23 protein-coding genes are annotated in these 24,235 nt (G+C 33.2%); 4 read left to right on the top strand and 19 right to left on the bottom strand.

What is annotated here, in order from left to right; genetic code table 11:
- The first annotated feature begins 169 nt into the window (after nt 1-169).
- The 4 genes from DMB71_RS08640 to guaB all read left to right on the top strand — a co-directional run bounded on the left by DMB71_RS08640 (nt 170) and on the right by guaB (nt 4,801).
- A complete protein-coding gene (locus tag DMB71_RS08640; protein ID WP_111365315.1) occupies nt 170-1,036 on the top strand; it encodes a beta/alpha barrel domain-containing protein in 867 nt (288 codons plus the stop codon).
- Between the two features lie 78 nt (nt 1,037-1,114).
- Complete coding sequence (locus DMB71_RS08635) at nt 1,115-1,666, top strand: hypothetical protein (RefSeq protein ID WP_111365314.1); 552 nt, start codon at nt 1,115-1,117, stop codon at nt 1,664-1,666.
- Entirely contained in the window at nt 1,663-3,060 is a 1,398-nt protein-coding gene (locus DMB71_RS08630) for a DUF5723 family protein (protein ID WP_111365312.1), read from the top strand. The genes DMB71_RS08635 and DMB71_RS08630 overlap by 4 nt, the downstream gene beginning before the upstream one ends.
- Before the next feature lie 268 nt (nt 3,061-3,328).
- Complete coding sequence (gene guaB, locus DMB71_RS08625; RefSeq protein WP_008462205.1) at nt 3,329-4,801, top strand: IMP dehydrogenase; 1,473 nt, start codon at nt 3,329-3,331, stop codon at nt 4,799-4,801.
- A gap of 56 nt (nt 4,802-4,857) precedes the next feature.
- On the opposite strand, the gene DMB71_RS08620 is transcribed toward guaB, so the two are convergent.
- The 19 genes from DMB71_RS08620 to DMB71_RS08530 all read right to left on the bottom strand — a co-directional run bounded on the left by DMB71_RS08620 (nt 4,858) and on the right by DMB71_RS08530 (nt 24,228).
- Entirely contained in the window at nt 4,858-5,361 is a 504-nt protein-coding gene (locus DMB71_RS08620; RefSeq protein WP_111365311.1) for a hypothetical protein, read from the bottom strand.
- Nucleotides 5,362-5,450: 89 nt separating this feature from the next.
- Nucleotides 5,451-6,590: an FAD-dependent oxidoreductase gene (locus tag DMB71_RS08615; protein WP_111365309.1), complete on the bottom strand. Its 1,140-nt coding sequence runs from the start codon at nt 6,588-6,590 to the stop codon at nt 5,451-5,453.
- Nucleotides 6,591-6,713: 123 nt separating this feature from the next.
- Nucleotides 6,714-7,304 (bottom strand): TetR/AcrR family transcriptional regulator, encoded by a 591-nt coding sequence (locus tag DMB71_RS08610; protein WP_111365307.1) that lies wholly within the window; start codon nt 7,302-7,304, stop codon nt 6,714-6,716.
- Nucleotides 7,305-7,516: 212 nt separating this feature from the next.
- The gene (locus DMB71_RS08605; protein WP_111365306.1) at nt 7,517-8,401 is read right to left on the bottom strand and encodes a L,D-transpeptidase; all 885 of its coding nucleotides are present in this window, start codon (nt 8,399-8,401) and stop codon (nt 7,517-7,519) included.
- A 153-nt stretch (nt 8,402-8,554) separates the two neighbouring features.
- Complete coding sequence (locus DMB71_RS08600) at nt 8,555-8,797, bottom strand: hexameric tyrosine-coordinated heme protein (RefSeq protein ID WP_111365304.1); 243 nt, start codon at nt 8,795-8,797, stop codon at nt 8,555-8,557.
- Nucleotides 8,798-8,915: 118 nt separating this feature from the next.
- Nucleotides 8,916-9,857: an alpha/beta hydrolase gene (locus DMB71_RS08595; protein ID WP_111365303.1), complete on the bottom strand. Its 942-nt coding sequence runs from the start codon at nt 9,855-9,857 to the stop codon at nt 8,916-8,918.
- Nucleotides 9,858-9,917: 60 nt separating this feature from the next.
- Nucleotides 9,918-10,502 (bottom strand): NUDIX domain-containing protein, encoded by a 585-nt coding sequence (locus DMB71_RS08590; protein ID WP_111365301.1) that lies wholly within the window; start codon nt 10,500-10,502, stop codon nt 9,918-9,920.
- 50 nt (nt 10,503-10,552) lie between these two features.
- Nucleotides 10,553-11,824 carry an adenylosuccinate synthase gene (locus DMB71_RS08585; RefSeq protein WP_111365299.1) on the bottom strand — a complete coding sequence of 424 codons (1,272 nt, stop codon included), beginning with the start codon at nt 11,822-11,824 and terminating at the stop codon, nt 10,553-10,555.
- Nucleotides 11,825-11,920: 96 nt separating this feature from the next.
- Nucleotides 11,921-12,385, bottom strand: a complete 465-nt coding sequence (locus DMB71_RS08580) for a Fur family transcriptional regulator (protein WP_008462215.1) — start codon at nt 12,383-12,385, stop codon at nt 11,921-11,923.
- 88 nt (nt 12,386-12,473) lie between these two features.
- The gene (locus DMB71_RS08575; RefSeq protein WP_111365298.1) at nt 12,474-14,696 is read right to left on the bottom strand and encodes a RelA/SpoT family protein; all 2,223 of its coding nucleotides are present in this window, start codon (nt 14,694-14,696) and stop codon (nt 12,474-12,476) included.
- A gap of 224 nt (nt 14,697-14,920) precedes the next feature.
- Entirely contained in the window at nt 14,921-15,709 is a 789-nt protein-coding gene (locus DMB71_RS08570; RefSeq protein ID WP_111365296.1) for a TrmH family RNA methyltransferase, read from the bottom strand.
- A 154-nt stretch (nt 15,710-15,863) separates the two neighbouring features.
- Nucleotides 15,864-16,949: an alkaline phosphatase family protein gene (locus tag DMB71_RS08565; protein ID WP_111365295.1), complete on the bottom strand. Its 1,086-nt coding sequence runs from the start codon at nt 16,947-16,949 to the stop codon at nt 15,864-15,866.
- A 119-nt stretch (nt 16,950-17,068) separates the two neighbouring features.
- Nucleotides 17,069-18,400, bottom strand: a complete 1,332-nt coding sequence (locus DMB71_RS08560; RefSeq protein WP_111365293.1) for a DUF58 domain-containing protein — start codon at nt 18,398-18,400, stop codon at nt 17,069-17,071.
- A 22-nt stretch (nt 18,401-18,422) separates the two neighbouring features.
- Complete coding sequence (locus DMB71_RS08555; protein ID WP_111365292.1) at nt 18,423-19,034, bottom strand: hypothetical protein; 612 nt, start codon at nt 19,032-19,034, stop codon at nt 18,423-18,425.
- Nucleotides 19,035-19,202: 168 nt separating this feature from the next.
- Nucleotides 19,203-20,216 carry an AAA family ATPase gene (locus tag DMB71_RS08550; RefSeq protein WP_111365290.1) on the bottom strand — a complete coding sequence of 338 codons (1,014 nt, stop codon included), beginning with the start codon at nt 20,214-20,216 and terminating at the stop codon, nt 19,203-19,205.
- Between the two features lie 117 nt (nt 20,217-20,333).
- A complete protein-coding gene (locus DMB71_RS08545) occupies nt 20,334-21,536 on the bottom strand; it encodes a DUF4350 domain-containing protein (RefSeq protein ID WP_111365289.1) in 1,203 nt (400 codons plus the stop codon).
- Nucleotides 21,529-22,302: a DUF4129 domain-containing protein gene (locus DMB71_RS08540; RefSeq protein ID WP_111365287.1), complete on the bottom strand. Its 774-nt coding sequence runs from the start codon at nt 22,300-22,302 to the stop codon at nt 21,529-21,531. Before DMB71_RS08540 ends, DMB71_RS08545 begins: the two co-directional genes overlap by 8 nt.
- Nucleotides 22,295-23,251 carry a hypothetical protein gene (locus tag DMB71_RS08535; protein WP_111365286.1) on the bottom strand — a complete coding sequence of 319 codons (957 nt, stop codon included), beginning with the start codon at nt 23,249-23,251 and terminating at the stop codon, nt 22,295-22,297. The genes DMB71_RS08540 and DMB71_RS08535 overlap by 8 nt, the downstream gene beginning before the upstream one ends.
- A complete protein-coding gene (locus DMB71_RS08530; protein ID WP_111365284.1) occupies nt 23,251-24,228 on the bottom strand; it encodes a stage II sporulation protein M in 978 nt (325 codons plus the stop codon). Before DMB71_RS08530 ends, DMB71_RS08535 begins: the two co-directional genes overlap by 1 nt.
- Nucleotides 24,229-24,235 lie beyond the last annotated feature (7 nt).

Below are 24,235 nucleotides of genomic sequence, written 5' to 3'. Positions count from 1 at the left end.
TATAAGTAATAAAATTAGATATTACGTTTTTTGGTAATATTTTGAATTATTACAATTTTGGGTAATAATTAAGGCTATTACGATATTTCGTAATAATTTGGATTCCGCTAAAATTATCTTTTATTTCTTTAAAAAAGAAACTAACTTAGCCTTTACAAAAGAATAAGCTTTGAACAAAGAAATCAAAATTATTGAATGCCCAAGAGATGCCATGCAAGGCATTAAAGATTTTATTCCAACAAAAAATAAAGCAACTTATATACAAGCTTTGTTGCGAGTTGGCTTTGATACAATCGATTTTGGAAGTTTTGTTTCTCCAAAAGCTATTCCGCAGATGCAGGATACAGCTGAGGTTTTGGCACAATTAGACCTTTCGCAGACAGAAAGTAAACTGCTTTCAATTATTGCCAACACACAAGGAGCGATAACAGCAGCAAATTATGAGCAGATTCAATATTTAGGTTTTCCATTTTCTATTTCAGAGAACTTTCAGATGCGTAATACGCATAAAACCATTGCAGAATCTTTGGTTACGCTCGAAGAAATTCTTGAAGTCGCAGATAAGAAAAACAAAGAAGTGGTTACCTATCTTTCTATGGGGTTTGGAAATCCATACGGAGATCCATGGAATGTTGAAATTGTAGGCGAGTGGACTGAAAAATTGGCTGGAATGGGTGTGAAAATCCTATCGCTTTCTGATACTGTCGGAACTTCTACGCCAGAAGTAATTACCTATTTATTTTCAGATTTAATCCCGAAATATCCTGAAATTGAGTTTGGTGCTCATTTGCACACAACTCCTGAAAGCTGGTTCGAAAAAATTGATGCTGCAGCAAAAGCAGGTTGTACTCGTTTTGATGGTGCTATTCAAGGTTTTGGAGGCTGTCCAATGGCAACCGATAAACTGACAGGAAACATGCCGACAGAAAAGCTGATTTCGTATTTTACAGCCAATAAAAAAGTAACAGGACTTAATTCTCTTAGTTTTGAAAGTGCTTATAACGAAGCTTCAAAATTGTTCGGAAAATTCCATTAAAAAATAGTTATATTTTCTTACCTTAGATAATGATTATAAATATAATGCGTTACATTTAGTATCGATATAACTATTATCATGAAATCAAGCCCTTCAAGTAAAATTTCAATTATATTATTTTCAGTCTTTTTATTGTTTTCCTGTTCAAGCGATTTAGATTTTAATCAGGTAAACGATTTTAAGCTTGAGCCTGTGTTTGTGGCAAATCTTGCTTATTTTGATATTCAGGCAAATAAACTTGAAGATGATGGAAGTACAAATATTTATCCCGACGTAAGAGATTTTGATATTTTTAAAAATAAATTTTTTAATGAACGCCTTAAAAAAGCCGAGTTTGATTTTGAAATAGAGAATAACATAAATCGTTCTTTTGTCATAAACATGCTTTTGCTTGATGCAGAAAATAAGATCTTACAGACCATATCTTTTACAGTACCATCTTATAAAGGAACGCCAAATGTTATAAAATACCCAACAGAAGTTTTTGAAAACGCACGATTAGATCTTTTAAAACAAACCCAAAAAATTGGTTTTGTGGTAATAATCGCTGCGGGACCTCCATTGAATAGTGAGAGTACAGGAAATTTAAAATTAAGATCAAGTGCAACAGCTTACTTAGTGATCGAATGAGAAAGGCACTAATTCTTTGCTTATTTTTTCATCTTTACTGTTTTGCCCAAAACAGAGAGTTGTTATATAATTTCACTTCAATTCCACAATCCTCGCTTGTAAATCCTGGGGCAGATGTTTCGTATAAATATTATTTCGGATTTCCGGTTTTATCTGGAATTTCCGCTAATGTGGGTTCTAGTAGCTTCTCTGCTTATGATTTATTCGCCAATGATGGTGTCGATTTTAATCAAAAAGTTAGAAACGTCATTAATAAATCTTCCAGCAATGACAAAGTTGTGACCAATCAACAATTGGAAATATTTTCTGGTGGATTCAGAATAGGAGGAAGAGAAAGCCGTTCCTATATTTCTTTCGGATTGTACCAGGAATTCGATTTTTTTATGTTTGTTCCAAAAGATCTCGCATTATTAGCTTTAGATGGAAATAGAAATTATATCGGAAAATCATTTAATCTAGGCGATTTAAATATGAAAGCCGAAGTGCTTTCTGTTTTTCACGTCGGTTTTCATAAAAAGGTCAATGATAAATTTGTCTACGGAGGACGTGCCAAAATCTATTCGAGTGGAGCAAATGCTACTTCAACCAAAAATTCAGGGTATATATATACAGGGCAAGAACCTGGAACTCCAAACCTTTATAACCAGATTATTTCTTCCAATTTAGAATTAAAAACCTCTGGAATTGCTCGGTTTACTAAAGATGAATACGAAGGAAATATAGCGCGTGATATTGCCAATAATACCTTTTTTAATGGAAGCCTAGGTTTTGGTGTCGATGCCGGAATTACCTATTATATAAAAGACAATTTACAGCTAACGGCAAGTATTATAGATTTGGGTTTTGTGCGACAAACCAAAGACATAGAAACGATTACGTATAAAGGAACTTACCAATACAATGGAGCCAATCCAGATTTTATGGGTACAGATGATCCAGAAAATGTCTTTGACGAATTTGACAAGGCAATACCAAGAGATACACTTTATAATAAGTATACCACTTGGCGTCCGACAAAGATTTACTCTTCCATTCAATATTCATTTGGAGAAGCGCGTCCTGATGACGAGTGCAATTGTCGCGGAAAAGTTAATAAATATTATAAAAATGCGGTAGGAGCGCAGCTTTTCGCAATGTCAGCCCCTCGAACACCGTTATTTGCCTTGACAGCTTTTTATAGAAGAAATATTTTTAAGAAATTAGATTTAAAAGCCACTTACACTTTAGATACTTTTTCAAATACCAATATTGGTTTAGGACTTGCAGGAACAATTGGTCCAGTAAATATTTATGCTTTGGTCAATAATGTTTTAGAATATAAAGACATTTCCAAAGCTAGCAGTGCGGCCTTTCAGCTCGGAATCAATTTTGTTTTTCAAGACAAAGACGATTAGTTTGGTAATTAGAAGCTATTTCCAGCTGTCCATTTCAAGCACTCGAGCCAAAATACTTTTTTTCAAGGCATAAAAAGAGCTTCCGTTGGTCGCTTTTTTAAGCCAGAAAAAAATGTATTTTAGCTTTTCGTGGCTTTCCATTTCCATCTGGGCTAGGATATATAGTTTTGTAAGACGATTCGTGTAAAGTCAAATTTATGAATAAGTTAGTATTCAAGTTAGCAATTTATTCACTATATTTGCACGCAATTCAACTAGAAATTGCACCATGATAGCACACAACTCCAAGATTATCGGCGAAGGTTTAACTTACGACGATGTATTATTAGTACCTAACTACTCGAATGTGCTTCCTCGCGAAGTGAGCATTAAATCAAGATTCTCAAAAAACATTACATTAAACGTTCCAATTGTATCAGCTGCGATGGATACAGTTACAGAAAGCGCAATGGCAATTGCTATGGCACAAGAAGGCGGAATTGGTGTTTTACATAAAAATATGACTATCGAACAGCAAGCAGGAAAAGTTCGAAAAGTAAAACGTGCTGAAGCAGGTATGATTATCGATCCGGTAACTTTACCAATGAACTCTACAATTGCTGACGCTAAAAACGCTATGAAAGAATTCGGAATCGGTGGTATTCCAATCGTTGACGAAAATAAAATCCTTAAAGGTATCGTTACAAACCGTGACTTACGTTTTGAGAAAAACGGAGCAAGACCAATCGCTGAGGTTATGACTAGCCAAAACTTAGTAACAGTTTCTGAAGGAACTTCACTAGAGCAGGCAGAAGTAGTTTTGCAAGGTCATAAAATTGAAAAATTACCAGTTGTAAACGATAAAAACGAATTGGTTGGTTTAATCACTTTCAGAGATATTACAAAACTGACTCAAAAGCCAATCGCAAACAAAGATTCTTTTGGCCGTTTAAGAGTTGCTGCTGCAATTGGAGTTACTGGAGACGCTGTTCAAAGAGCAGAAGCTTTAGTTGCTGCAGGTGTAGACGCCATCATTATCGATACAGCTCACGGACACACAGAAGGTGTTGTAAATGTATTAAAAGAAGTAAAAGCAAAATTCCCTCAAATAGACGTAGTAGTTGGAAACATTGCAACTCCAGAAGCTGCTAAATATTTAGTAGAAAACGGAGCAGATGGAGTAAAAGTTGGAATCGGACCTGGTTCTATCTGTACTACGCGTATTGTTGCAGGTGTCGGTTTCCCTCAATTCTCAGCAGTTTTAGAAGTTGCTGCGGCAATCAAAGGAACTGGAGTTCCTGTAATTGCAGATGGTGGAATTCGTTACACTGGAGATATTCCTAAAGCTATTGCTGCAGGTGCTGACTGTGTAATGTTAGGTTCGTTATTAGCAGGAACAAAAGAATCTCCAGGAGAAACTATTATTTTTGAAGGAAGAAAATTCAAGTCTTACCGCGGAATGGGATCTGTTGAAGCTATGCAAACTGGTTCAAAAGACCGTTATTTCCAAGATGTTGAAGACGACGTTAAAAAATTAGTTCCAGAAGGAATCGTTGGACGTGTTCCTTACAAAGGAGAATTAAACGAAAGTATGCTTCAGTTTATTGGAGGTCTTCGTGCAGGTATGGGATACTGTGGTTCAAAAGATATTCCTACTTTACAGGAGACAGGACGTTTCGTGAGAATCACTTCTAGCGGAATCACTGAAAGTCACCCGCATAACGTAACAATTACAAAAGAAGCTCCAAATTATTCTAGATAATTTTTGGTTTCCATTATAAAATGAAAGGCGTAAGTTTTAAATCTTATGCCTTTTTTTTATTCGATTAATGAAAAACCATTATTAAATTCTTCGATAATACTTAGGTTTTGTTCAATTGATTTATCTTGTCCTCCATATTGAATTTGTACCGTGCCACCTTTGCCGTTGTAGAAAAAGCCTTGGTATTTGTACAGAAAAGAATTGTAGTTTAGTTCGCATTCAAAATAATTAACTTCGATATTATTTATTCTTTTCTTGTAAAATTTTACTTTTTTTATTTTACCAAATTCTTTAAATTGATCTTCAAGAGTGTTTTTAATTTTCTGATTGGAAACGAAATAATCGTATTCTATGAAATAGGCTGTTACCAAATTGTATTTATCATGAAATTCTGCATCCCAATTTTGTGATTCAAATTTCTTAATCCAATGATTAGGATTGTATTTTATCTGATAAATCTCTTTTCGGCTAGTAAAAGTTTCAGTTTTTTCATCATTTTTAGTTTGGCTAGTCATTACAAAACCAGATAATAAAAACAAGAAGGTTAATTTCTTTAGCATTAGTTTAAATTGAATGATACATAAATAAACGAAAATAAGAAATTTAACGCGATTATGATTTTTTTATGCTTGATAAAAAAATTTAATAATTAAAAACGGCTATTTAAAATATCTTCAGCCACAATATCAGAATGCAGTAAATCTTCCATTTTCTTTGTCATGCGCTGTGCTTCTAAAGCGTAACCAAACATTTTTTTCTCGTAATCGGCAATTGCTTCGTCAATTGTTTTAAATTTTCCGTTGGTTAAATTTTGCGTTAGATGAAAAGCATCAAATAATCCCATATTGACTCCTTCACCTGCAAACGGAGGCATTAGATGTGCGGCATCGCCAACAAGCGTAATGTTTGAATGTTCTTTCCAAGGTTCTTCTAAAGAAAATAATCTTAAAGGCAAACCAGAAAATTCAGTCGAAGAAGCAAAGAATTTTTTGTAATCATCATTCCAGTTTTTAAAAGTTTCATTTAAAAAAGCAATTACAGCTTTGTCATCTTCAAAGTTGATTCCGTGATTCGAAATCCAATCTTCATCTGCTTTAAAAGAAACTCCGAAATGAACAGAGCCATCACGCATAGTATGTGTGTAAAACATTTTGTGTTCGCCCATTGCCATAACATTTCCGTTTCCATATTTCGGCTTAAACTCAGGATAATCTTGGTCAGGATTTGCAATTTCACCCTGAATAATATAGGTTCCCGAAAGCTGAGGTTCTTGATCGCTAACAAACTTTCTAGCGTTAGATCTTCCTCCATTTGCAACAATAACAAAATCGGCAGTTGTTTTTGTACCGTTTTTGAATTCCAAAATATATTGGTTTTCTATTTTTTTAATATTGACCAATTGACTGTCCCAAAGAACTGTGCCTTCTTTGAGGTTATCCAGCATAATTTTTCTAAGATCATTTCGGTCAATTTCTGGACGTGAAAAAGCATTGGTTTTATCGGGCATTTCATCAGAAGTAATATTTCCGTCCATATCGGCCATTTTTTCTCCAGTTGGTCTTGCGTATTTGTAGAATTCATCCATTAAACCCGCTTTCTGAATTGCATATTGGCCAGAATCTGAGTGAATGTCAAGAGTTCCGCCCGAAGTTCTGGCTTGAGCATTAATGTCTCTTTCGTAAACTGTGACATCAGCACCATTAATTTGAAGAATTCTAGCTGTAGTCAGTCCAACTGGACCGCCGCCAATAATGGCTATTTTTTTATTTTCTATAATTGAAGTTTTCATTTTTATTGAAATTAATATTGTAATTGCTCTTCGGCTTCGCTCAGAGTGACAAAGTATTTGATTTTGAAATTTTTGAAATAAGTTTTTTAATTGTAATTGATTTTTGAAATTGAAATTGAAAAATTATGGAGTCAGCGCTTTTAAAACCAGATTAAAAGCTTCGTCTTTAATCTTATCACTAAGAACAAAAGATTTTCCAGACATTGATTTTCCATCTTTGTGAAATTCTAAAAGAGAATAAAGCGAACCGTAAGCAATGCTCCAAAAGACTTCATAAGAAATAGAGATAAGCTCTTTTCTTTCAATTGCTGAAACCATAAATTCAGTCATCATTTGTTTGTATTCTCCTGTCACTTCTTGTATGATTGCATCGCCGTAAGTAGAATGCCTTAAAAGTTCAAAACAGGTAGCTTGTAGGGTAAAATTTTGATTGAAATAAATACGATTTTCCCATTGATTTCGTAATCCGTCTCTAAAAGACATATCTGTAGAAAAACCGTTAAACATTTTTTCAAAGAAGTTTTGACCAATTTCGATTCCAATTTTACGAATCAAATCTTCTTTGTCTGAATAATAGATATAAAGTGTAGCTACAGAAATGCCGCATTCTTTTGCCAAACGGTTCATTCCAAAGCCTTCTATGCCTTGGTTAACGATCATTTCTATTGCTTTCTGTTTTACAATTTCTTCTTTATTAGTGTCTCTCGTTCTCATAATTCTAACTAATTATGGTACAAAGATATAAATAATAAATGAACGATCGCTTATTTATTGTTTTTTTTGTGATGCAAAGAGGCAAAGTGACAAAGGCTCAAAGTTTTGAAAACATGAATTGGCTAATATTTACATATTGAATTCGCAAGCACAAAAAAATCAGCTGAAATAAAGTATATTATTTTCAGCTGATTTTTATATTAAGAATACATTTATATTGTTTTTGTCGGTTCGGCTTCTCTTAGGTTCTGATTTTCTAAAATCTCTTTTAAAAATGGTTTTACAGTATTTTCTATATCACCTTCAGAAATATTTAAAGCTTCAGGATCTGATGCTAATTTTAGCCATGGTTTTGGTCCATCAAAATCATAACTTCCAAAAACTACAACAGGAGTTCCTTTTACTTTTACATTTTCTCTATCCTTTAAAATCCATTCATCAGCAAATGTGTAAAGGTATTTAGCGTCTTTTTCTAATAGTCGTAAGCAAGAATGTGATGCTGGATATCCTGGCAAAGCATATTCGTGAAAACCAACTCCAAGTTTATTTTCGATATTAAAATTCCATTTCAAGTCCCATTCGTCATTAAATGTACTTGTAGTTTGTTCGGCTTTCCAATTGGTGAAAAACAATCCAGTAGGAGTAGGATCTTTTTTTCTTCCCATATTGGTTGGGCCCGTACGAACCAATTCACCATTTTCGTAAGCAGCAAAAGCCTGCGTAGGATAAGAAAAAAGGATAATCTTTGAAACTTCTTCTAGAGCCGAAACATGTAACGGAAACGGAAGATAATAAACCAAATCTCCGCTAAAATCTGCAGGGATTACCACAGAATCTAATTTTTTGAAGTTAGCATAATCAGTTCGGTTTAAAGCGTAAACAATATCCATTTTAGAACTGTCGGCTTCATTTAGCTTTAGCCATTCTTTTGTATCTGTTATTTGATAAGAAAACGTTTCTGGCTTTTTATATTCAATTACTTTCTTTTTCTCTTTTTTATTTTCAGTCAATGTTATAGTATCGGTTTTTTTGCAAGAACCTAATAAGACTAACATTAAAATCAGTAGGGCGTTTGCTGTGTAATATAACTTTTTCATAGGTTGGTATTTTTATGAATATAAAGTTATACATCTGATAGCTGAAAAGGGTTACATAATTTTTTGAATTGGTTTCGGGATTTTCATTTTAGAGATTTCGACTTATGTTTTGAGATAACAAAACTCAATAAGAATTCTGTTATCTCAAATAGCTTATTTTCTCCAGTAATTATTGGCAGCAGCGATAGTTGCAAATTCAGTTGCTACAGTTTGTCCTACAGCTATGAGCATTGCTGCATCTTCAGCATAAATTGGCCTTAACTTTTCTCTAATTGCCTCATCAGGCTGAGTGATTTTGATAATTAAACGCGCCATTTTTACGGCTAGCTGACGACCTTCTTCAGGAGTACTGGTAATCAGCGAATCATTTGGAACTAATTGTACTTGATCAGACATAACTATTGTTTTTGGTTGTTGTTATATTCCTGTAAAATTAATTAAAATTCCGTTTGTTTTCAATTGTAAGATGCTGGTTTTTAAGTTGTTGTATTGAATAAATAATGGTTCTAAATTGTCAAAATGACGATAAAAAAGAATTAACATCATAGCTCCACTGAGCTTTATTTTTTATTAGGTAGTTTTCATGTCCTGTATTTTTGTAAATACGAAGAGCTTTAAGACCTTTTAGATTTTTATAAATTTCATCGATTTCTGATTTACTGACGCTTTTGTCTTTTTCTCCATATAGTAATAATGTAGGACAATTTATTTGTTTTGCATATTCTGATGGATTATGACTAAACCCCCAAAAGCCATTTTGCATGCCACCCCAAAAAAGTAAAATTCCTGCCATTGGGAAAGTTGGCGCATTCATTTTCTTAAATCTGGCGCAAACAGTTTGGTACATCGAACCAAAGGGGCATTCTAGTATTATTCCTTTTGGATTTATCTCAGTTTCATTAATACATTTCATTATGGCCACAGCTCCCATAGAAGTCCCAAACAAATAAATATTTTTTTCTCCTGTTGCTAAAATATAATCAAAACACGTTTTTACTTCTTTGGCTTCTTTAAAACCAATTGTTGTTTGATTTCCTTCAGAATTACCGCTTCCCATAAAATCAACCAACAGAGTGCTATAACCTAATTTTAGAAACTCATTTGATTTGTCTAGCATTGAAGATTTTTCTCCGCCATAGCCGTGAAATAGTATAACCGTACCACTAGATTTTTGATTTTTAATTAACCAGCATTCTATTTCTTTATTGCTTTTCAGTTTTATGGTTTGATATTTTTGGCTTGGTACTTTTTTGTTTTTTGGTTTTGGATTATTTACTCCAAACAATAATGTCTTTACTTTTTCAAATTTTGTAAGTCTAGCTGGAGTTTTAGTCTTTTCAGAATTATCATTTGTGAAATGAGTAAATTTATAAGCATGAAAGAATGCAATAATATTTATGAACAGAAAAAATAGTACGGTTATCCTAATACATTTTTGCTTATTAAATTTGATCATTTTATTATTTAAAAAGATTAGATTTATTTTATTACTAAATCTAAAATACTCAAAAAACTTTTAAATCAAACCTTTAATTTTTGCATGCTGCAAAAGCATAATAGTTTTAGCATCTGTAATTTCGCCAGATTCAATCATGGCGTAAGCTTCATCAAATGTAAATTCCAAAACTTCAATGTTTTCCTGTTCTGCGTCAAGTCCGCCGCCAGAACTTACTTTCATGCTTTCGTCATATTCGCCAACAAATAAATACAAAATCTCTGTTACAGAACCTGGTGACATATACGTTTCAATAACTTTTTGAACTTTAGAAAGTCTATATCCTGTTTCTTCTTCAGTTTCACGAATAATAGCTTGTTCTGCATTGTCTTTATCTAAAAGACCTGCGCAAACTTCAATCATCATTCCGGTTTTATTTCCGTTAAGATAAGTTGGCAAACGAAATTGTCTTGTTAGAATAACCGTTTTTTTGGCTGTATTGTATAACAATATTCCTGCACCATTTCCGCGGTCGTAAACTTCACGAATATGCGATTCTACTTTTTCGTTTTCTTTTGTATAGTTAAAAGTAACTTTATTTAAGATGTACCAATTGTCTGATAATAACTTGGTTTCTGTAATCTCAATTTTAGGATTTTTTCTCATGTCAGTAATAGTCAAAAAAAACGCTCTGAAAATCAGAGCGTTTAAATGTATTATTTTGTTATTGTTTGTTTTCTATCTGGTCCAACCGATACAATTTTGATTGGCACTTCGATTTCTTTTTCAATAAACTCAATATATTCTTTTAGCTCAATTGGCAATTGATCGTAAGACGTTAATCCAGTTAAATCTTGTTTCCATCCTTTAAATTCTTTGTAAACAGGAGTAACATTCTCTGGTTCGATGTTGTAAGGGAAGTGAGAAATGTTTTGTCCTTTGTAGTTGTACTCAGTACAAACTTTTAAAGTTTCAAAACCAGAAAGTACATCACCTTTCATCATCATTAACTGCGTAACACCATTTACTTGAACAGCATATTTTAAAGCTACTAAATCTAACCATCCGCAACGTCTTTGTCTTCCTGTTACAGAACCAAATTCGTTACCCACTTTTGCCATTGTAGCACCCACTTCGTCAAAAAGTTCAGTAGGGAAAGGTCCGCTACCAACACGTGTAACGTAAGCCTTGAAAATTCCGTAAACTTCTTTGATTTTGTTAGGAGCAATTCCTAAACCAGTACAAGCTCCAGCAGCGGTTGTGTTTGATGAAGTTACGAAAGGATAAGTTCCGAAATCAACATCTAATAAAGATCCTTGAGCTCCTTCGCAAAGAATAGATTTTCCAGCTTTTTGAGCTTGGTGCATGTATTCTTCACTGTCAATGAAATCTAATTTTTTCAATTCTTCAATAGCTTCAAAGAATTCTTTTTCTAATTCAGCTAAATTGTATTGGATATTTACGTCATAAAAAGCAATCATAGCTTCGTGTTTGTCAGCTAAAGCTCTGTAACGCTCTTTGAAATCTTCTAATTCAATATCTCCAACACGTAAACCATTTCTACCCGTTTTGTCCATATAAGTTGGCCCAATTCCTTTAAGGGTAGAACCGATTTTAGCTTTACCTTTAGAAGCTTCAGAAGCAGCATCTAATAAACGGTGAGTTGGTAAAATTAAATGTGCTTTTCTCGAAATGATTAATTTGCTTTTGATATCAAGGTTGAATTTTTCTAAACCTTCAATTTCTTTTTGAAAAACTACAGGATCAATTACAACACCATTTCCGATAACATTTACTGAGTTTTTATGAAAAATTCCAGAAGGGATTGTTCTAAGTACGTGTTTAATTCCGTCAAATTCTAATGTATGTCCTGCGTTTGGTCCTCCTTGGAAACGTGCAATAATATCATAATTTGAGGTAAGTACGTCTACAATTTTTCCTTTACCTTCATCTCCCCATTGTAATCCTAGTAATAAATCTACGGTCATTCTGTTTTAATTTGCGTTGGGACAATCTCAGTTGTCCTACTGATTATGTAGTTAATTTTCTTTTTTTATTTTTTTGAAAAAGTCTAATTGAATAGACTATGAATTTGAATTCTGCTTTTTGTTTCCGTAGAAATAAAGCGAATGATTAGTGATTTCAATATCAAAAATTTCTTCGATAGTTTTTTTAATAGTTTGAATTCTTGGATCACAAAATTCAATTACTTCTCCCGAATCCGTCATAATGATATGATCGTGCTGTTTATCAAAATATGATTTTTCGTAATAAGCCTGATTTTGTCCAAATTGATGTTTTCTAACCAAAGCGCAGTCCAACAGTAACTCGATCGTGTTGTATAAAGTAGCTCTACTCACACGATAGTTCTTGTTTTTCATTTTGATATAAAGGTTTTCTATATCAAAATGCTCCTCGCTATCGTAAATTTCCTGAAGTATAGCATAACGCTCAGGAGTTTTGCGATGCCCTTTTTGTTCAAGATATAGTGTAAAAACATTTTTTACAATTTCTTGATTCTTAGTGTTGTCAGTTGAAATAAGTGTCATATCCGGCAAAGATAATTTTTTATTTTTAATGAATAAAAGTTTCGGGTTTAAAGTTTCGTTACAAAATTCTTATAGTTTCCCTAAAAAGTTAGGTTCTATACTCTCTAGTAACCTTATCGACCCCGTCAATTTTCTTGATGGCGCTAATCATTTTTTTCAAAATCGTATTGTTTTTAACGATTACAGCAACTTGTCCGTGGAAAATTCCAGCATCGGTACTAAGCGAAATACTCTGAATGTTTACGCTCATATTGTTCGAAATTACCTTTGTCAATTGGTTGGTAAGTCCTAAAACATCCATTCCTGTAATGTTGATAATGGCTTTGAATTCTTCTTGAGAAGAGTCAATCCATTTGGCGCTCATAATTCTGTAAGCATAATTCGACTGCATTCCAATTGCGTTTGGACAATCTTTTTTATGCACTTTTATTCCTTCATTAATCGTAACGAAACCAAAAACGTCATCACCTGGAATTGGATTACAGCATTGCGAAAGTTTATAATCCAGCTTGTCGTGCTCGGTTCCAAAAACCAGCATATCGTAATTGCTGCTGATGACTGGTTTGTGAATATCTTCATCCGCAGTATCTTTTGTTCGCTTAATTTTATTTTTGAAGAAATTGATAAACGAATTGCTTTTCTGTGCCGCATAATCTTTCAACTGCTGATTTTCGATCGCACCAATTCCAACTCTGTAAAATAAATCTAAACTGGTTTTTAGTTTGAAGAAGTTAACCAGCTCATTTGTTACTTGTTCGTTAAACGTAACTTTTAAATGTTTTAATTTTCTAACAAGTAATTCTTTTCCTTCTTCTGCAATTTTTTTGGTGTTCTCGTTAAGAACGTTTTTAATTTTATTTTTAGCTCGTGAAGTCGTTACGTATTCCAACCAGTTTACTGTTGGTTTTTGGTTTGGAGAAGTAATTACTTCAACTTGATCACCACTTTTTAATTCGTAATTCAACGGAACCAAACGTCCATTTACGCGAGTTCCGCGAGTTTTAATTCCGATTTCAGAGTGAATGCTGAAGGCAAAATCAAGAGAAGTAGCACCTTTTGGCAACGATTTGATTTCTCCTTTTGGAGTAAAGACGAAGATTTCTTTAGAATATAAATTCATTTTAAAATCTTCTACAAAATCAACTGCATTGGTTTCTGGGTTTTCTAAAGCTTCGCGAAGGAGATTAAGCCATGTATCTAAGCCACTTTCTTCGGTAGCACCGTTATTTTTGTATTTATAGTGCGCTGCGTACCCTTTTTCGGCGATTTCATCCATACGTTCGCTTCGGACCTGTACTTCAACCCAGCGCCCTTTTGGTCCCATAACTGTAATGTGAAGCGCTTCATAACCAGTTGATTTTGGAGATGAAATCCAGTCACGAAGACGGCTTGGGCTAGGTCTGTAATGGTCTGTTACGATCGAATATATTTTCCAAGCAATAAATTTTTCTTCGTGTGGATCGGCTTTATAGACAATTCTAAGTGCGAACTTGTCGTAAACTTCATCGAAGGTTACGTTTTGCGCACGCATTTTTCGACGAATAGAATAGATAGATTTTGGTCGACCTTTGATGATATAATCTACACCTTCATTGTCTAAAGATTTTTTTAAAACATCCGAAATATCCTTGATATAAGCGTCCTGTTCTTCCTTAGTTTCACGAATTTTGCTTACGATATCTTCATAAACTGCAGGTTCAGTATATTTTAATCCTAAATCCTCAAGTTTGGTTTTAATGTTATAAAGTCCCAAACGGTGGGCAAGGGGAGCATAAATGTATAAAGTTTCAGATGCGATTTTGGTCTGTTTGTATTCCGCCATAGAATCCATAGTCTGCATGTTGTGAAGACGATCGGCTAATTTTATCAGAATTACACGAACATCATCATTCAATGTCAGAATCATTTTTCTGAAATTCTCAGCCTGCATTGAAGCATTTAGGTCTTTTTGAACCAAAGATATTTTTGTAAGTCCTTCAACTAGCTGCGCCACTTTCGGATTGAATAAACGCTCAATATCTTCTACAGTCATTGGTGTATCCTCTACAACATCGTGCATTAAAGCCGCAGCGATAGAGGTCGCGCCCAGACCAATTTCTGAGGCAACAATTTTTGCAACTGCAATAGGATGAAAGATATAAGCCTCGCCAGATTTACGTCTCTGATCTTTATGAGCATCAACGGCAACATCAAAAGCTTTTCTAATTAATTTCTTGTCAGTAGGGCTTAAAGTTTGGTAACTTATTCGAAGTAATTCCTTGTATTCCTGCGCAATAGCTTTGTTTTCTTTTTCTATATCTATTTCTGTCATAACGGCATAGTTCAAGTACTAAAAATAAGAATTAGTTTGAACATATACAAGATTTTAGATTGTTGATTTTATAGTGTAGATTTTGGATTTTTGCATGTAGGAATAAGGCTTCGACCCCGCTCAGCCTGACAAAAAGATCATTAAAAATAAATTCCAATTTTTTAAATCCCAAATTCCAAAAGAGCAAGGCAATTTTTAGAAAATCTAAAATCTAAAATCTAAAATCAGAATCCTCTTTGTCTTTTTGCTTCAAAAATTAAAATAGCTGCAGCGACAGATACGTTCATACTGTCAATTTCTCCCTGCATCGGGATAATGATATTTTGAGTTGCTTCGTCACGCCATTGCTGGGTTAGACCAGTTGCTTCTGTGCCAACTACCAAAGCGGTTGGAGTGGTGAAGTTTTGGGTATGATATGAAGTTGAATTTTGTAAAGTGGCACTGTAGAAATTGATCTTTTTTTCTTTCAAAAAAGAAATAATTTCTTCCGATGTTCCAGTTGCAATCTGATTGGTAAAAAGGCATCCAACGCTAGAGCGCACAATGTTAGGATTGTATAAATCACTTTTCGGATTGGCAACTAAAACAGCATCTAAATTGGCAGCATCTGCAGTTCGTAAAACAGCACCGATATTACCAGGTTTTTCTAAAGATTCTACCACTAAAATCAACGGATTATCGGATAATTTTAAATCAGATAATTTTAAAGGTTTGGTCTTTGCTACTGCTAAAATTCCTTCTGTAGTATCGCGATAGGCCAGCTTTTGGTAAACTTCTTTGTTGATTTCGATAATCTGAAATGGATTCTGAATCAGTTTGTTGATTTCTGATTCTGAAACTAATTCTGGTAAAAATAAAACCGTTTCAATTTCATAACCGCCTTTTATAGCTAATGAAATTTCGCGTTGTCCTTCAATCAAAAATGTTCCGGTTTGTTTTCTGGCCTTCGCTTTTTCTTGAAGTAAAACCAAAGATTTGATATACGGATTTTGAACTGAAGTAATTTGTTTCATTTTTTTTAAGGCTCAAAGTTGCAGAGGGGCAAAGGTACAGAGTTTTTTTCTTCCTGCAAGGTTTTTAAAACCTTGTAGGTTTGTCTCAAAAGTTTTATAGCCACGAATTCACGAATTTTATTTTAATAATTCGTGAATTCGTGGCTATAAAAAACTATTTCTCAAAAACTTCTTTAATCTCTGTTTCTACAGGATGATCGGTTTTGAAATAATATCCCATTAATTTTGCTAATGTTTGTGCAAATTGTTTTTGGTAGAATTGTGATTCTGTTTTGATTTCGCCCTTTGGTGCAATTTCTGGTCCCATTGCAGCAAACCAAATTTCAGATGCTCCCGGAACATCAGAGCCGTGATCTGTCCATTGCGATTTTACTTTGTCTCCTCGTCCGTGATCTACGGTTATGAATAAAGTGGTTTTATTTTTGTATTGCGGATCATTTTGGACAAAATTCCAGACTTCTTGAATCCATTTATCCACTTGATTGGCTGCGTCCAAATACGAACGATATTGTCCATGATGCGCCCATTCATCGGTTTCTCCGTATGCAATATAAAGTACTTTTGGCTTTTTATTTTTTAATTCATCTAAAGCTTGATAATGTGTAAAAACATCTAGACATTCATCCATATGAAATGGTTTATATGAATTGTCACGCATTTCATTTAATAAGTGCTGAGCTGCTGTTGGTTTATTTCCACCCACTTTATCAAAGGCTGAAATTACAGGAAATCCGCTTCTTTCCTCATTCAAAATTCGGTCAAAAGCATCCCATGCGCCAAAAGCAGCAACTTTGTCTTTTAGTTTAGACTGTTTATTTAAAAACTCCAGAACATTTACGTTTGGATTGGCTTTGTAACCGTTTGAGTTGACTTTTACATCTACATTTCCGGTCATGATTTCGCTATAGCCAGGATAACTAAACCAATACGGATTAGCAACATCGACTTTGTTTCCTAAATCTCGATTTCCATAAATCTGACCTTTAGAAGCAATTTCGGACCAGAAAAATGGCATTAGTTTTTTACGCGCTTCTTTAACATCAGCACTGCTATATTTTTTATAAATGTAAGCGCTGTCTCCCTGATTGAATTTTTTATCATTGGCAATTGCAGGATCAATTCCTTTAAAAACTTCTTGCCATCTAAAACCATCAGTTGTAATGATAATGATGTTTTCTGTTTTTTGTGCTTGAGATTGAATGCTTAATAAAATGAAGAGAATTAGAACCGCTTTTTTCATTTTTATCTGTTTTTAAGTTGTTGTACTAAGATTGTTATTTTCTTTCAAAACTAAATTAATAATAAAGATAACAGTAAAGCCAATCTGTAAAATAACCTTAAGTTAACAGATTAAAACGCCTATAAAATCCCTCTCGACTTAATCTCCAAATATTTATTAATTGCGTCAAGCGTAAGATTTTCGGGTTGTGTCAAAACCGAATGAATTCCGTATTTCTTCAATTCGTTTACAATTAATCGTTTTTCGAACATAAATTTTTCGGCAATTACTTTGTCGTAAACTTCCTGAATTGTTGCTGTTTTTTTATTTATGATTGAATTCAGTTCAGTGTTTTGAAAGAAAACCACAACCAATAAATGGCTTTTGGCAATTCCTTTTAAATAAGGAAGTTGACGATTTAAACCGTCCATGGTTTCAAAATTGGTGTACAGAATTATTAAACTTCTCTGATTGATGTTTTTCTTAATGTCAACGTACAATCTGCTGTAGTCGCTTTCGAAGAAATCGGTTTTTACATTGTACAAAGTTTCGAGGATTTTCTGCATTTGCGAGCCTCTTCTTTCGGCAAAAACTCTGTTTTCTACTTTTTTAGAAAAAGAAAAAAGCCCTGCTTTATCTTGTTTTTTCAGAATGACATTGGATAAAACCAAAGCCGAATTAATCGCATAATCCAATAAACTTAATCCGTCAAAAGGCATTTGCATAACGCGCCCTTTATCTATTGCCATATAAACAGATTGTGATTTTTCGTCCTGAAACTGATTGACCATCAATGAATTTCTTTTTGCTGTAGCTTTCCAGTTTAAAGTTCGTAAATCGTCGCCTTGAACATATTCTTTAATCTGCTCAAACTCCATTGTATGGCCAATGCGGCGTATTTTTTTGATTCCGTATTGAAATAAATTGTTTGAGAAAGCAATCAAATCATATTTTCTTAGCTGAATATATGAAGGATACGTCGGAACCATTTGACCATTATTGAAAATAAATCTTCTTGAAACGAGTCTTAAGGGCGAAGAAACATAAATGTTCAAAGAACCAAAATGATATTCTCCGCGTTCTGTCGGGCGAAGGTCGTATCCAATTTCTTTTTGTGTCGTGGCTTTTATTGTTTTTACAATTTTGAAGTCTCGAATCTGAAATTGAAACGGAATCTCGTCAATAATCTTAACCGAAACAGGAAAAGTATAATGGTTTTTTAAATTAATTTTTATCGGATTTAAATCTCCGTTTGATAATTTTTCGGGTGTAATTCTTTCAGCTTCAAGTCCTGTTCGTGCCAAGTACAAAAGCAAAATATCAAGTCCTAAAAAAGTAATTAAACCTAAAACGAGTAGCCATACTGCGTGATACATGTTCGGAAAAATAAAAGCGCAGACAAACAATCCTATAATGCCAATGAGCACATAGAAAAAGAAATTGTTCAGATATAGACTTTTTATGAATTTCAAGTTTTCTCGGTTTTATGTTTTTCTAATAAATTTTGGTGAAGTCATTAAAATCAAAACCTTCTAAAGAAGCAATTTTCCAAGTTCCGTTTTCTTTAATGGTTTTGACTCTGTATTTAAAATCGCCTTTCCACGACCAAGTCCAATCAAAAGAAGCTTTGTCGTTTTCAATCTTCAAATGATTAATCGTCATAGTTTTCCAATAATTTTCTGGATTGTCTTGACAATTGCACCACGGATTAGAATCATTTCCAAAAGGAGGCAATTCTCCCTCAAACCATTCTATTTTTTTTGTTTTAAGATTAGAATCTATTCTCAAAGCAATTTTATTGTAATTGTCTAAAAACTGCTGCGAAAAGAAATTGGTTTTCTTCAGTTCTTCCAATCTTCTTTTATGTGAGTTTAAATCTAAGCCAATGTATTTATCTCCTTTTTTATTTGCAAGAGGATTGAAGTCATTATTGCTATTTTTAGTTTCAACCCATTCATACAATTTCTTTACTAAAGTTTCAATTTCCTGTTTGTCATTTTTGAAATAAAAAGAATCTTTTTTGTCTTTTAAAAAAGCAGCATTTGATGGTTGAAAAGCAATCAACAATAGTAGAGAGAATGATATAAGAAGTTTAGACGGTTTCAATTTTTTATAGTTTTTAGTTTCAAGTTTCTGGTTTCAGGTTTTGCTCTTCTTTGTCAGGCTGAGCGGAGCCGAAGCCCTTTGCGCCCTTCGACTTCGCTCAGGGTGACAATTTAGCTTTTAAGTTTGTTCATCATTAACCATTCACAATTCACAATTCACAATTCACAATTATCTAGGTATTTCTACCGTTTCAATAATCTGTTTAATAATTTCTGGACTAGAAATGCCTTCCATTTCGCGTTCTGGCGTTACAATAACACGGTGCTGTAAAACTGGAATTGCTGCTTCTTTAATATCTTCTGGCGTTACAAAATCGCGTCCGCGGATTGCAGCAAAACCTTTTGCCGCATTCAAAATCGCGATAGAAGCACGAGGTGAAGCACCTAAATATAAAAAGGCATTTTCGCGAGTATTTACTACAATTCTAGCAATGTATTCTAGTAAGTTTTGTTCTACCCTAATTTGTTTTACCAAACCTTGATATTCTTTAATTTCTTCTGCAGAAAGAATCGTTTTAATAGCATCTAATTTTCCATGATCTTGCAACGAATGTTCTCTCTGGATAATTAAAATTTCTTCGTTCAATTTTGGATAATCAATCGTAATTTTAAAAAGGAAACGATCTAATTGTGCTTCAGGCAAACGATAAGTTCCTTCTTGCTCTATAGGATTCTGAGTTGCGATAACCAAAAATGGCGCTTCTAGTTGATAAGCAGAACCGTCAATTGTAATTTGGCGTTCTTCCATTACTTCAAAAAGAGCGGCTTGTGTTTTTGCTGGCGCACGGTTAATCTCATCAATTAAAATCAAATTAGAAAAAATAGGCCCTTTTTTGAATTCGAATTCTGAATTTTTCAGATTGAAAATAGAAGTTCCTAAAATATCAGAAGGCATTAAATCGGGAGTAAACTGGATTCTGCTGAAACCAATATTTAAGGTTTTAGCCAATAATTTAGCCGTAATTGTTTTAGCAACTCCTGGAACACCTTCTAAAAGTACGTGACCGTTGGACAAAATAGCAACCAAAAGCTGATCTACCATTTTGTGCTGTCCTACGATTACAGTTTCAATCTCTTTTTTGATCGTATTAACGTGATCTAAAAGAGGTCCTAAGTTGATTCTAGTTTCAAAATTCACATTTTCATTTGTGATTTCGCTTGATGTTGTATTGATGTCGTCCATAATTGGTATGTTTTTTATTTTTTTTGCCACAGATTAAAATGATTAACACAGATTAAAGAGTTTTAATAAAAAAAAAATCATTTTTAATCCTTTTAATCTGTGGCTTAATATTTCTGGTTAATGTAAAATCTTTTCTATTGCTGTGTTTATTCTAATTAAATCTTCTTCCAGACTTCCGTGATAACTATTTCGGTGGTCATTGATTAACTGAACCACATCGCGAATATCTTTTTCATCTTTTCCTGTTTTATAATGTAATTTGGTGATAAAATCGTCATCGAGTTTGGTTGTATCAAGCAGATAATCGGTTCTAATTTTTTCTAAAAAGTAAATGATCTTTTTATCAATAATATTGGTATGATCTCCTTCTTGATAATATAAGTTTCCAATTGTTTTGGTAAAATCAACAGTTAGATTCTGCAATGGTTTTATGATCGGAACAACTCGCTGTTTTCGTTTTGCATTAAAAATCATAAAAATAAGAATTCCGATTAAACCTAAATACCAAGCTGATTTTAAAGCGGGTTGGCTCCAGATGTAACGTAGCGGAGAACTTGAAATTCTCTTATCATTTAAAGTCTTATTATACCAGAAAATATTTCCTTTCGGAATATAAGAAAGTACATTTTCGGCATACTGATAATAATCTTTTTTCAACAAATTATAATTGGTAAAAGCCACTGGCTGCGTATGCAGATAGAGATAGCCATTTTTATAAGGAACTTCAATAAAATTGACTTGCTTTTCCTTTTTACGGTTCATTTGATACCCTAAAACTTTTGTGTTTAAAGTATCTATTTTCGAAAAATAATCACTCAATCCAGTATTAAAAGTATATTTTTTTGCGCTTACTTTTTTGTTAGCCATCCAAACCGAAATGCTGTCATTGGGCATAAAATCGGTTTTCAGTTCAATTTTCAAAGAGTCTAGCAAAACTTTCGGAAACACTTTCATACTCAAAAAAGCATTATTTCCGTGAGAAACAAAATTTAAGATTTCTCGCATTGATCCCTCGTCAATATTATCGACTTCAGAAATATTCATGAAAGAGCCTTTGATTTTATAGGATTCTGCATTCTCATTAGAATTATATTGAGAATCCAAATATTCATAAGGCGTCTGAGTAGAAATTCTTTGTACTTTCTGCTTAAAAATAGCATCAGCTTCTTGGTCGAAAACGTATAATCCGAATGGGATTTTATCTTCAACAGAATACGTTGGAGTCCAATCAATAGGTTTTGGCTGTCCTTTGTCTACAAGTAATGTTATTCCGAAAATTAAAACCAGAATAGCAATGTATATTTTAATTTTATTATCCATTACCAAAGGTTTTTAATGCTTTTTTAAATCTATTTTCTGTCTTTCTGAATGTTGTATCGTCAATTTCAAATTCGCCGTACCAAATATAATTGTACAGATAAGAAAGATAAGTAAACTCTTCCTTGTGAGCAGGATTATGCAGTTCGTACAAATAATCGGAATTGGTTTTTTCGATATCCCATTCAATATAATGATGTTGCGCCATTACTTTCAAAAGCCATAAATAATAATATCGAACGGCAATTCTTTTTTCGCCTGCTTCGATGCTTTCTTTAATAAGTTTTTCAAAATCTAAAAGATGGATGTTTTTTTCGGCATCAGAATAAAACAAAGCTCTTTTATCTGCATTCTTTCCAAAAATCCACATTCCTTCTCTTTTGATTAATGCCTTGACAATAAAATAAATCAAGATAACAACTACCAGAATGGCAATTATTCTAAACAAAATTGAAACAAAGTTTAGAGATGATTTTACACTTCCGAAATTAAACAAATTGGCAATTTGCCTAGCGAGCCAATGCTTAAAATGATCCCACCAGTTTTTTTCTGGTTCTTTGTATTCGTAAACAAAGTCCTTATCGGTATATTTTTTCTTGAAATCCTTTTCAAAATGTCTGGCTTCTACCGTTCCAGAATCTACTTTGATATCTTTTTCGGTATATTTAATTCCAATAATTTTTGGCGGATCTTCCTTAATCAGAGTATCTTGAGCACATAATGGACTCAAGCAGAAAAGAAAATATAAAATAATAACAAATCTATTCATTTGTAGTATCTCCAATTAAATCAATTGCTTTCGATTCTTGTTTGTCTCCTGACTCTAAGCTATAATAAATCATTCCCTGATTCACTATAATGATGTTGTTGAAAATGTTGCCAAGAACTATTAGCACAATTACGACAATCGTTATAAAACCTATCAATAACGGCGAAGGTTCAATAGAATTTGTATGGTTTGAAGCAGAATTGCCAATTAAATACGCTAAAGCAATAAACATACCCACAAAGTATAAACACATTGTTATAGCAAACTGAACAAATTGCATTATCATCATCATAATAAAAGTCGTTCCAATGGTATTCCAAAAATCTAATTTTACTAAATCGTAAGCGTGTTTTAGAGATTCGAAAAAACGTTTGTCTTCTGTCAGATAACTGTAAAAATGCAGGTTTAAAAAGGTGAATAATGCTGGTAATGCAATCATTATCAATGGAATTCCGATAATAATAAAGCACAGAAAAAACAAGATGATTAAGGCAATTATTAAAACCGGAAAAACTAAAAACAAATAGCCGATACTGAATTTTATTAATTTAAAAAGAACTTTAAAAAAACTTGCCGAGAGATCATTCACTTCAAGATCTTCTTTGCCAGCAGCGATCAATTTTAAATATAAAACCGGATAAGCATAGTTAAACAATGACATGATAAAGAATAAAAAAACGCAGATAAATATCAATGCAACGACTAATCCTTCATTATGATTGAAGTATTCAAGAAGATCGCTTTTTAATTGATTGTTTTCAAGACCAGATTCTTGGATATGTTCAAAATTGACTTTAAGGAGCGTATAAATTACTATGGCAAAAAGAAGTAAAAATGCTCCATTTGTAATAAAAAATATCTTGAAAAAGTTCTTTCCGTAATTTTTGAAAAAAGTAAAAGTATCGCCTAGATTATCACCTAATTGTCTTTTTCTGTAAAGCTCGAACATTATAAATGAATTGGTTTTGAAGTTATTTTTTTGTGTACAATAAAAGGGTATATCAAGTAGTAAAACGAAATTATTGCCAGTGTCAATAAGATAATAAAACTGCTTAGCCAATTGGGCATATCGATTGAATATCGTGTAATAAAACCTTCTAAAAATCCTGCGCTTATGGTGAAAGGAAAAGTGCTTAAGAATATTTTAAAGCTGTTTTTGAAACCGAGTTTAAAAGAATTTAATCTAGAAAAAGTTTTAGGAAATAGGATGGAAGCACCTAAAATAAATCCAGCTGTAGTTTCGATTACTATGGCAAAGATTTCCATAGAACCGTGAATCCAGATTCCTCGAACGCTTTTCCAGAAAACACCTTGTTCGTAGAAAAAATACTGAAAAGAACCAAGCATAATACAGTTTTGAAGAAAAACATTAAAAGTTCCGATTCCTGCAAAAATTCCGTAGAAATAACATCTCGCACCTACAAAAAGATTATTGACCGTAATGCCAATAAAACTTCCCCAATTGCTGCCCGAACCATATACGGCCATCGGATTGCCTTTTTTGATGTTTTCTAAAGTCATATTTACATAATCGTCGCCTAAAATGAGACGTACAAAATCACGGTCATAACGAGCAGAAAGAACTCCGATAGAAACGGTAACAAAAAACAAGGCAAATGCATAAACCAAATACCTTCTGTATTCGTAAACCAATAAAGGGACTTCGATTTTAAAGAAATCTATAAGCCGATTCTGATCGGTGCGTTTGGTTTTGTAAATTTTTTGATAAATCTGAGAAGCAAGATGATTGAGGTACACAACCGTTTTACTTTTAGGATAATACGTTTGGGCATACGACAAATCATTCATCATTTGAATGTACAAATTTGCTAATTCATCAGGATTTTTTTTAGCTTTACCGAAAATTGCCAGCTCAAATTCGAGCCATTTTTCTCTATTTTGTTTTATAAAGGCGATTTCTCTCATTGTAGGC

The sequence above is a fragment of the Flavobacterium tistrianum genome (assembly GCF_003254545.1).
GTDB classification, from domain to species: Bacteria; Bacteroidota; Bacteroidia; order Flavobacteriales; family Flavobacteriaceae; genus Flavobacterium; species Flavobacterium tistrianum.
The sequence above is the reverse complement of the archived record's forward strand: the minus strand, read 5'-3'. Positions and strand labels throughout refer to the sequence as shown.

Coding starts and splice junctions, on each gene's coding strand:
- DMB71_RS08535 (WP_111365286.1), bottom strand. CDS start 23,251: ATGTTCGAGCTTTACAGAAAAAGACAATTAGGTGATAATCTAGGCGAT.
- DMB71_RS08540 (WP_111365287.1), bottom strand. CDS start 22,302: ATGAATAGATTTGTTATTATTTTATATTTTCTTTTCTGCTTGAGTCCA.
- DMB71_RS08575 (WP_111365298.1), bottom strand. CDS start 14,696: ATGACAGAAATAGATATAGAAAAAGAAAACAAAGCTATTGCGCAGGAA.
- DMB71_RS08545 (WP_111365289.1), bottom strand. CDS start 21,536: ATGGATAATAAAATTAAAATATACATTGCTATTCTGGTTTTAATTTTC.
- DMB71_RS08605 (WP_111365306.1), bottom strand. CDS start 8,401: ATGAAAAAGTTATATTACACAGCAAACGCCCTACTGATTTTAATGTTA.
- DMB71_RS08570 (WP_111365296.1), bottom strand. CDS start 15,709: ATGAAACAAATTACTTCAGTTCAAAATCCGTATATCAAATCTTTGGTT.
- DMB71_RS08630 (WP_111365312.1), top strand. CDS start 1,663: ATGAGAAAGGCACTAATTCTTTGCTTATTTTTTCATCTTTACTGTTTT.
- DMB71_RS08580 (WP_008462215.1), bottom strand. CDS start 12,385: ATGACACTTATTTCAACTGACAACACTAAGAATCAAGAAATTGTAAAA.
- DMB71_RS08590 (WP_111365301.1), bottom strand. CDS start 10,502: ATGAGAAAAAATCCTAAAATTGAGATTACAGAAACCAAGTTATTATCA.
- DMB71_RS08565 (WP_111365295.1), bottom strand. CDS start 16,949: ATGAAAAAAGCGGTTCTAATTCTCTTCATTTTATTAAGCATTCAATCT.
- DMB71_RS08585 (WP_111365299.1), bottom strand. CDS start 11,824: ATGACCGTAGATTTATTACTAGGATTACAATGGGGAGATGAAGGTAAA.
- DMB71_RS08610 (WP_111365307.1), bottom strand. CDS start 7,304: ATGAGAACGAGAGACACTAATAAAGAAGAAATTGTAAAACAGAAAGCA.
- DMB71_RS08615 (WP_111365309.1), bottom strand. CDS start 6,590: ATGAAAACTTCAATTATAGAAAATAAAAAAATAGCCATTATTGGCGGC.
- DMB71_RS08595 (WP_111365303.1), bottom strand. CDS start 9,857: ATGATCAAATTTAATAAGCAAAAATGTATTAGGATAACCGTACTATTT.
- DMB71_RS08600 (WP_111365304.1), bottom strand. CDS start 8,797: ATGTCTGATCAAGTACAATTAGTTCCAAATGATTCGCTGATTACCAGT.
- DMB71_RS08620 (WP_111365311.1), bottom strand. CDS start 5,361: ATGCTAAAGAAATTAACCTTCTTGTTTTTATTATCTGGTTTTGTAATG.
- DMB71_RS08635 (WP_111365314.1), top strand. CDS start 1,115: ATGAAATCAAGCCCTTCAAGTAAAATTTCAATTATATTATTTTCAGTC.
- guaB (WP_008462205.1), top strand. CDS start 3,329: ATGATAGCACACAACTCCAAGATTATCGGCGAAGGTTTAACTTACGAC.
- DMB71_RS08530 (WP_111365284.1), bottom strand. CDS start 24,228: ATGAGAGAAATCGCCTTTATAAAACAAAATAGAGAAAAATGGCTCGAA.
- DMB71_RS08550 (WP_111365290.1), bottom strand. CDS start 20,216: ATGGACGACATCAATACAACATCAAGCGAAATCACAAATGAAAATGTG.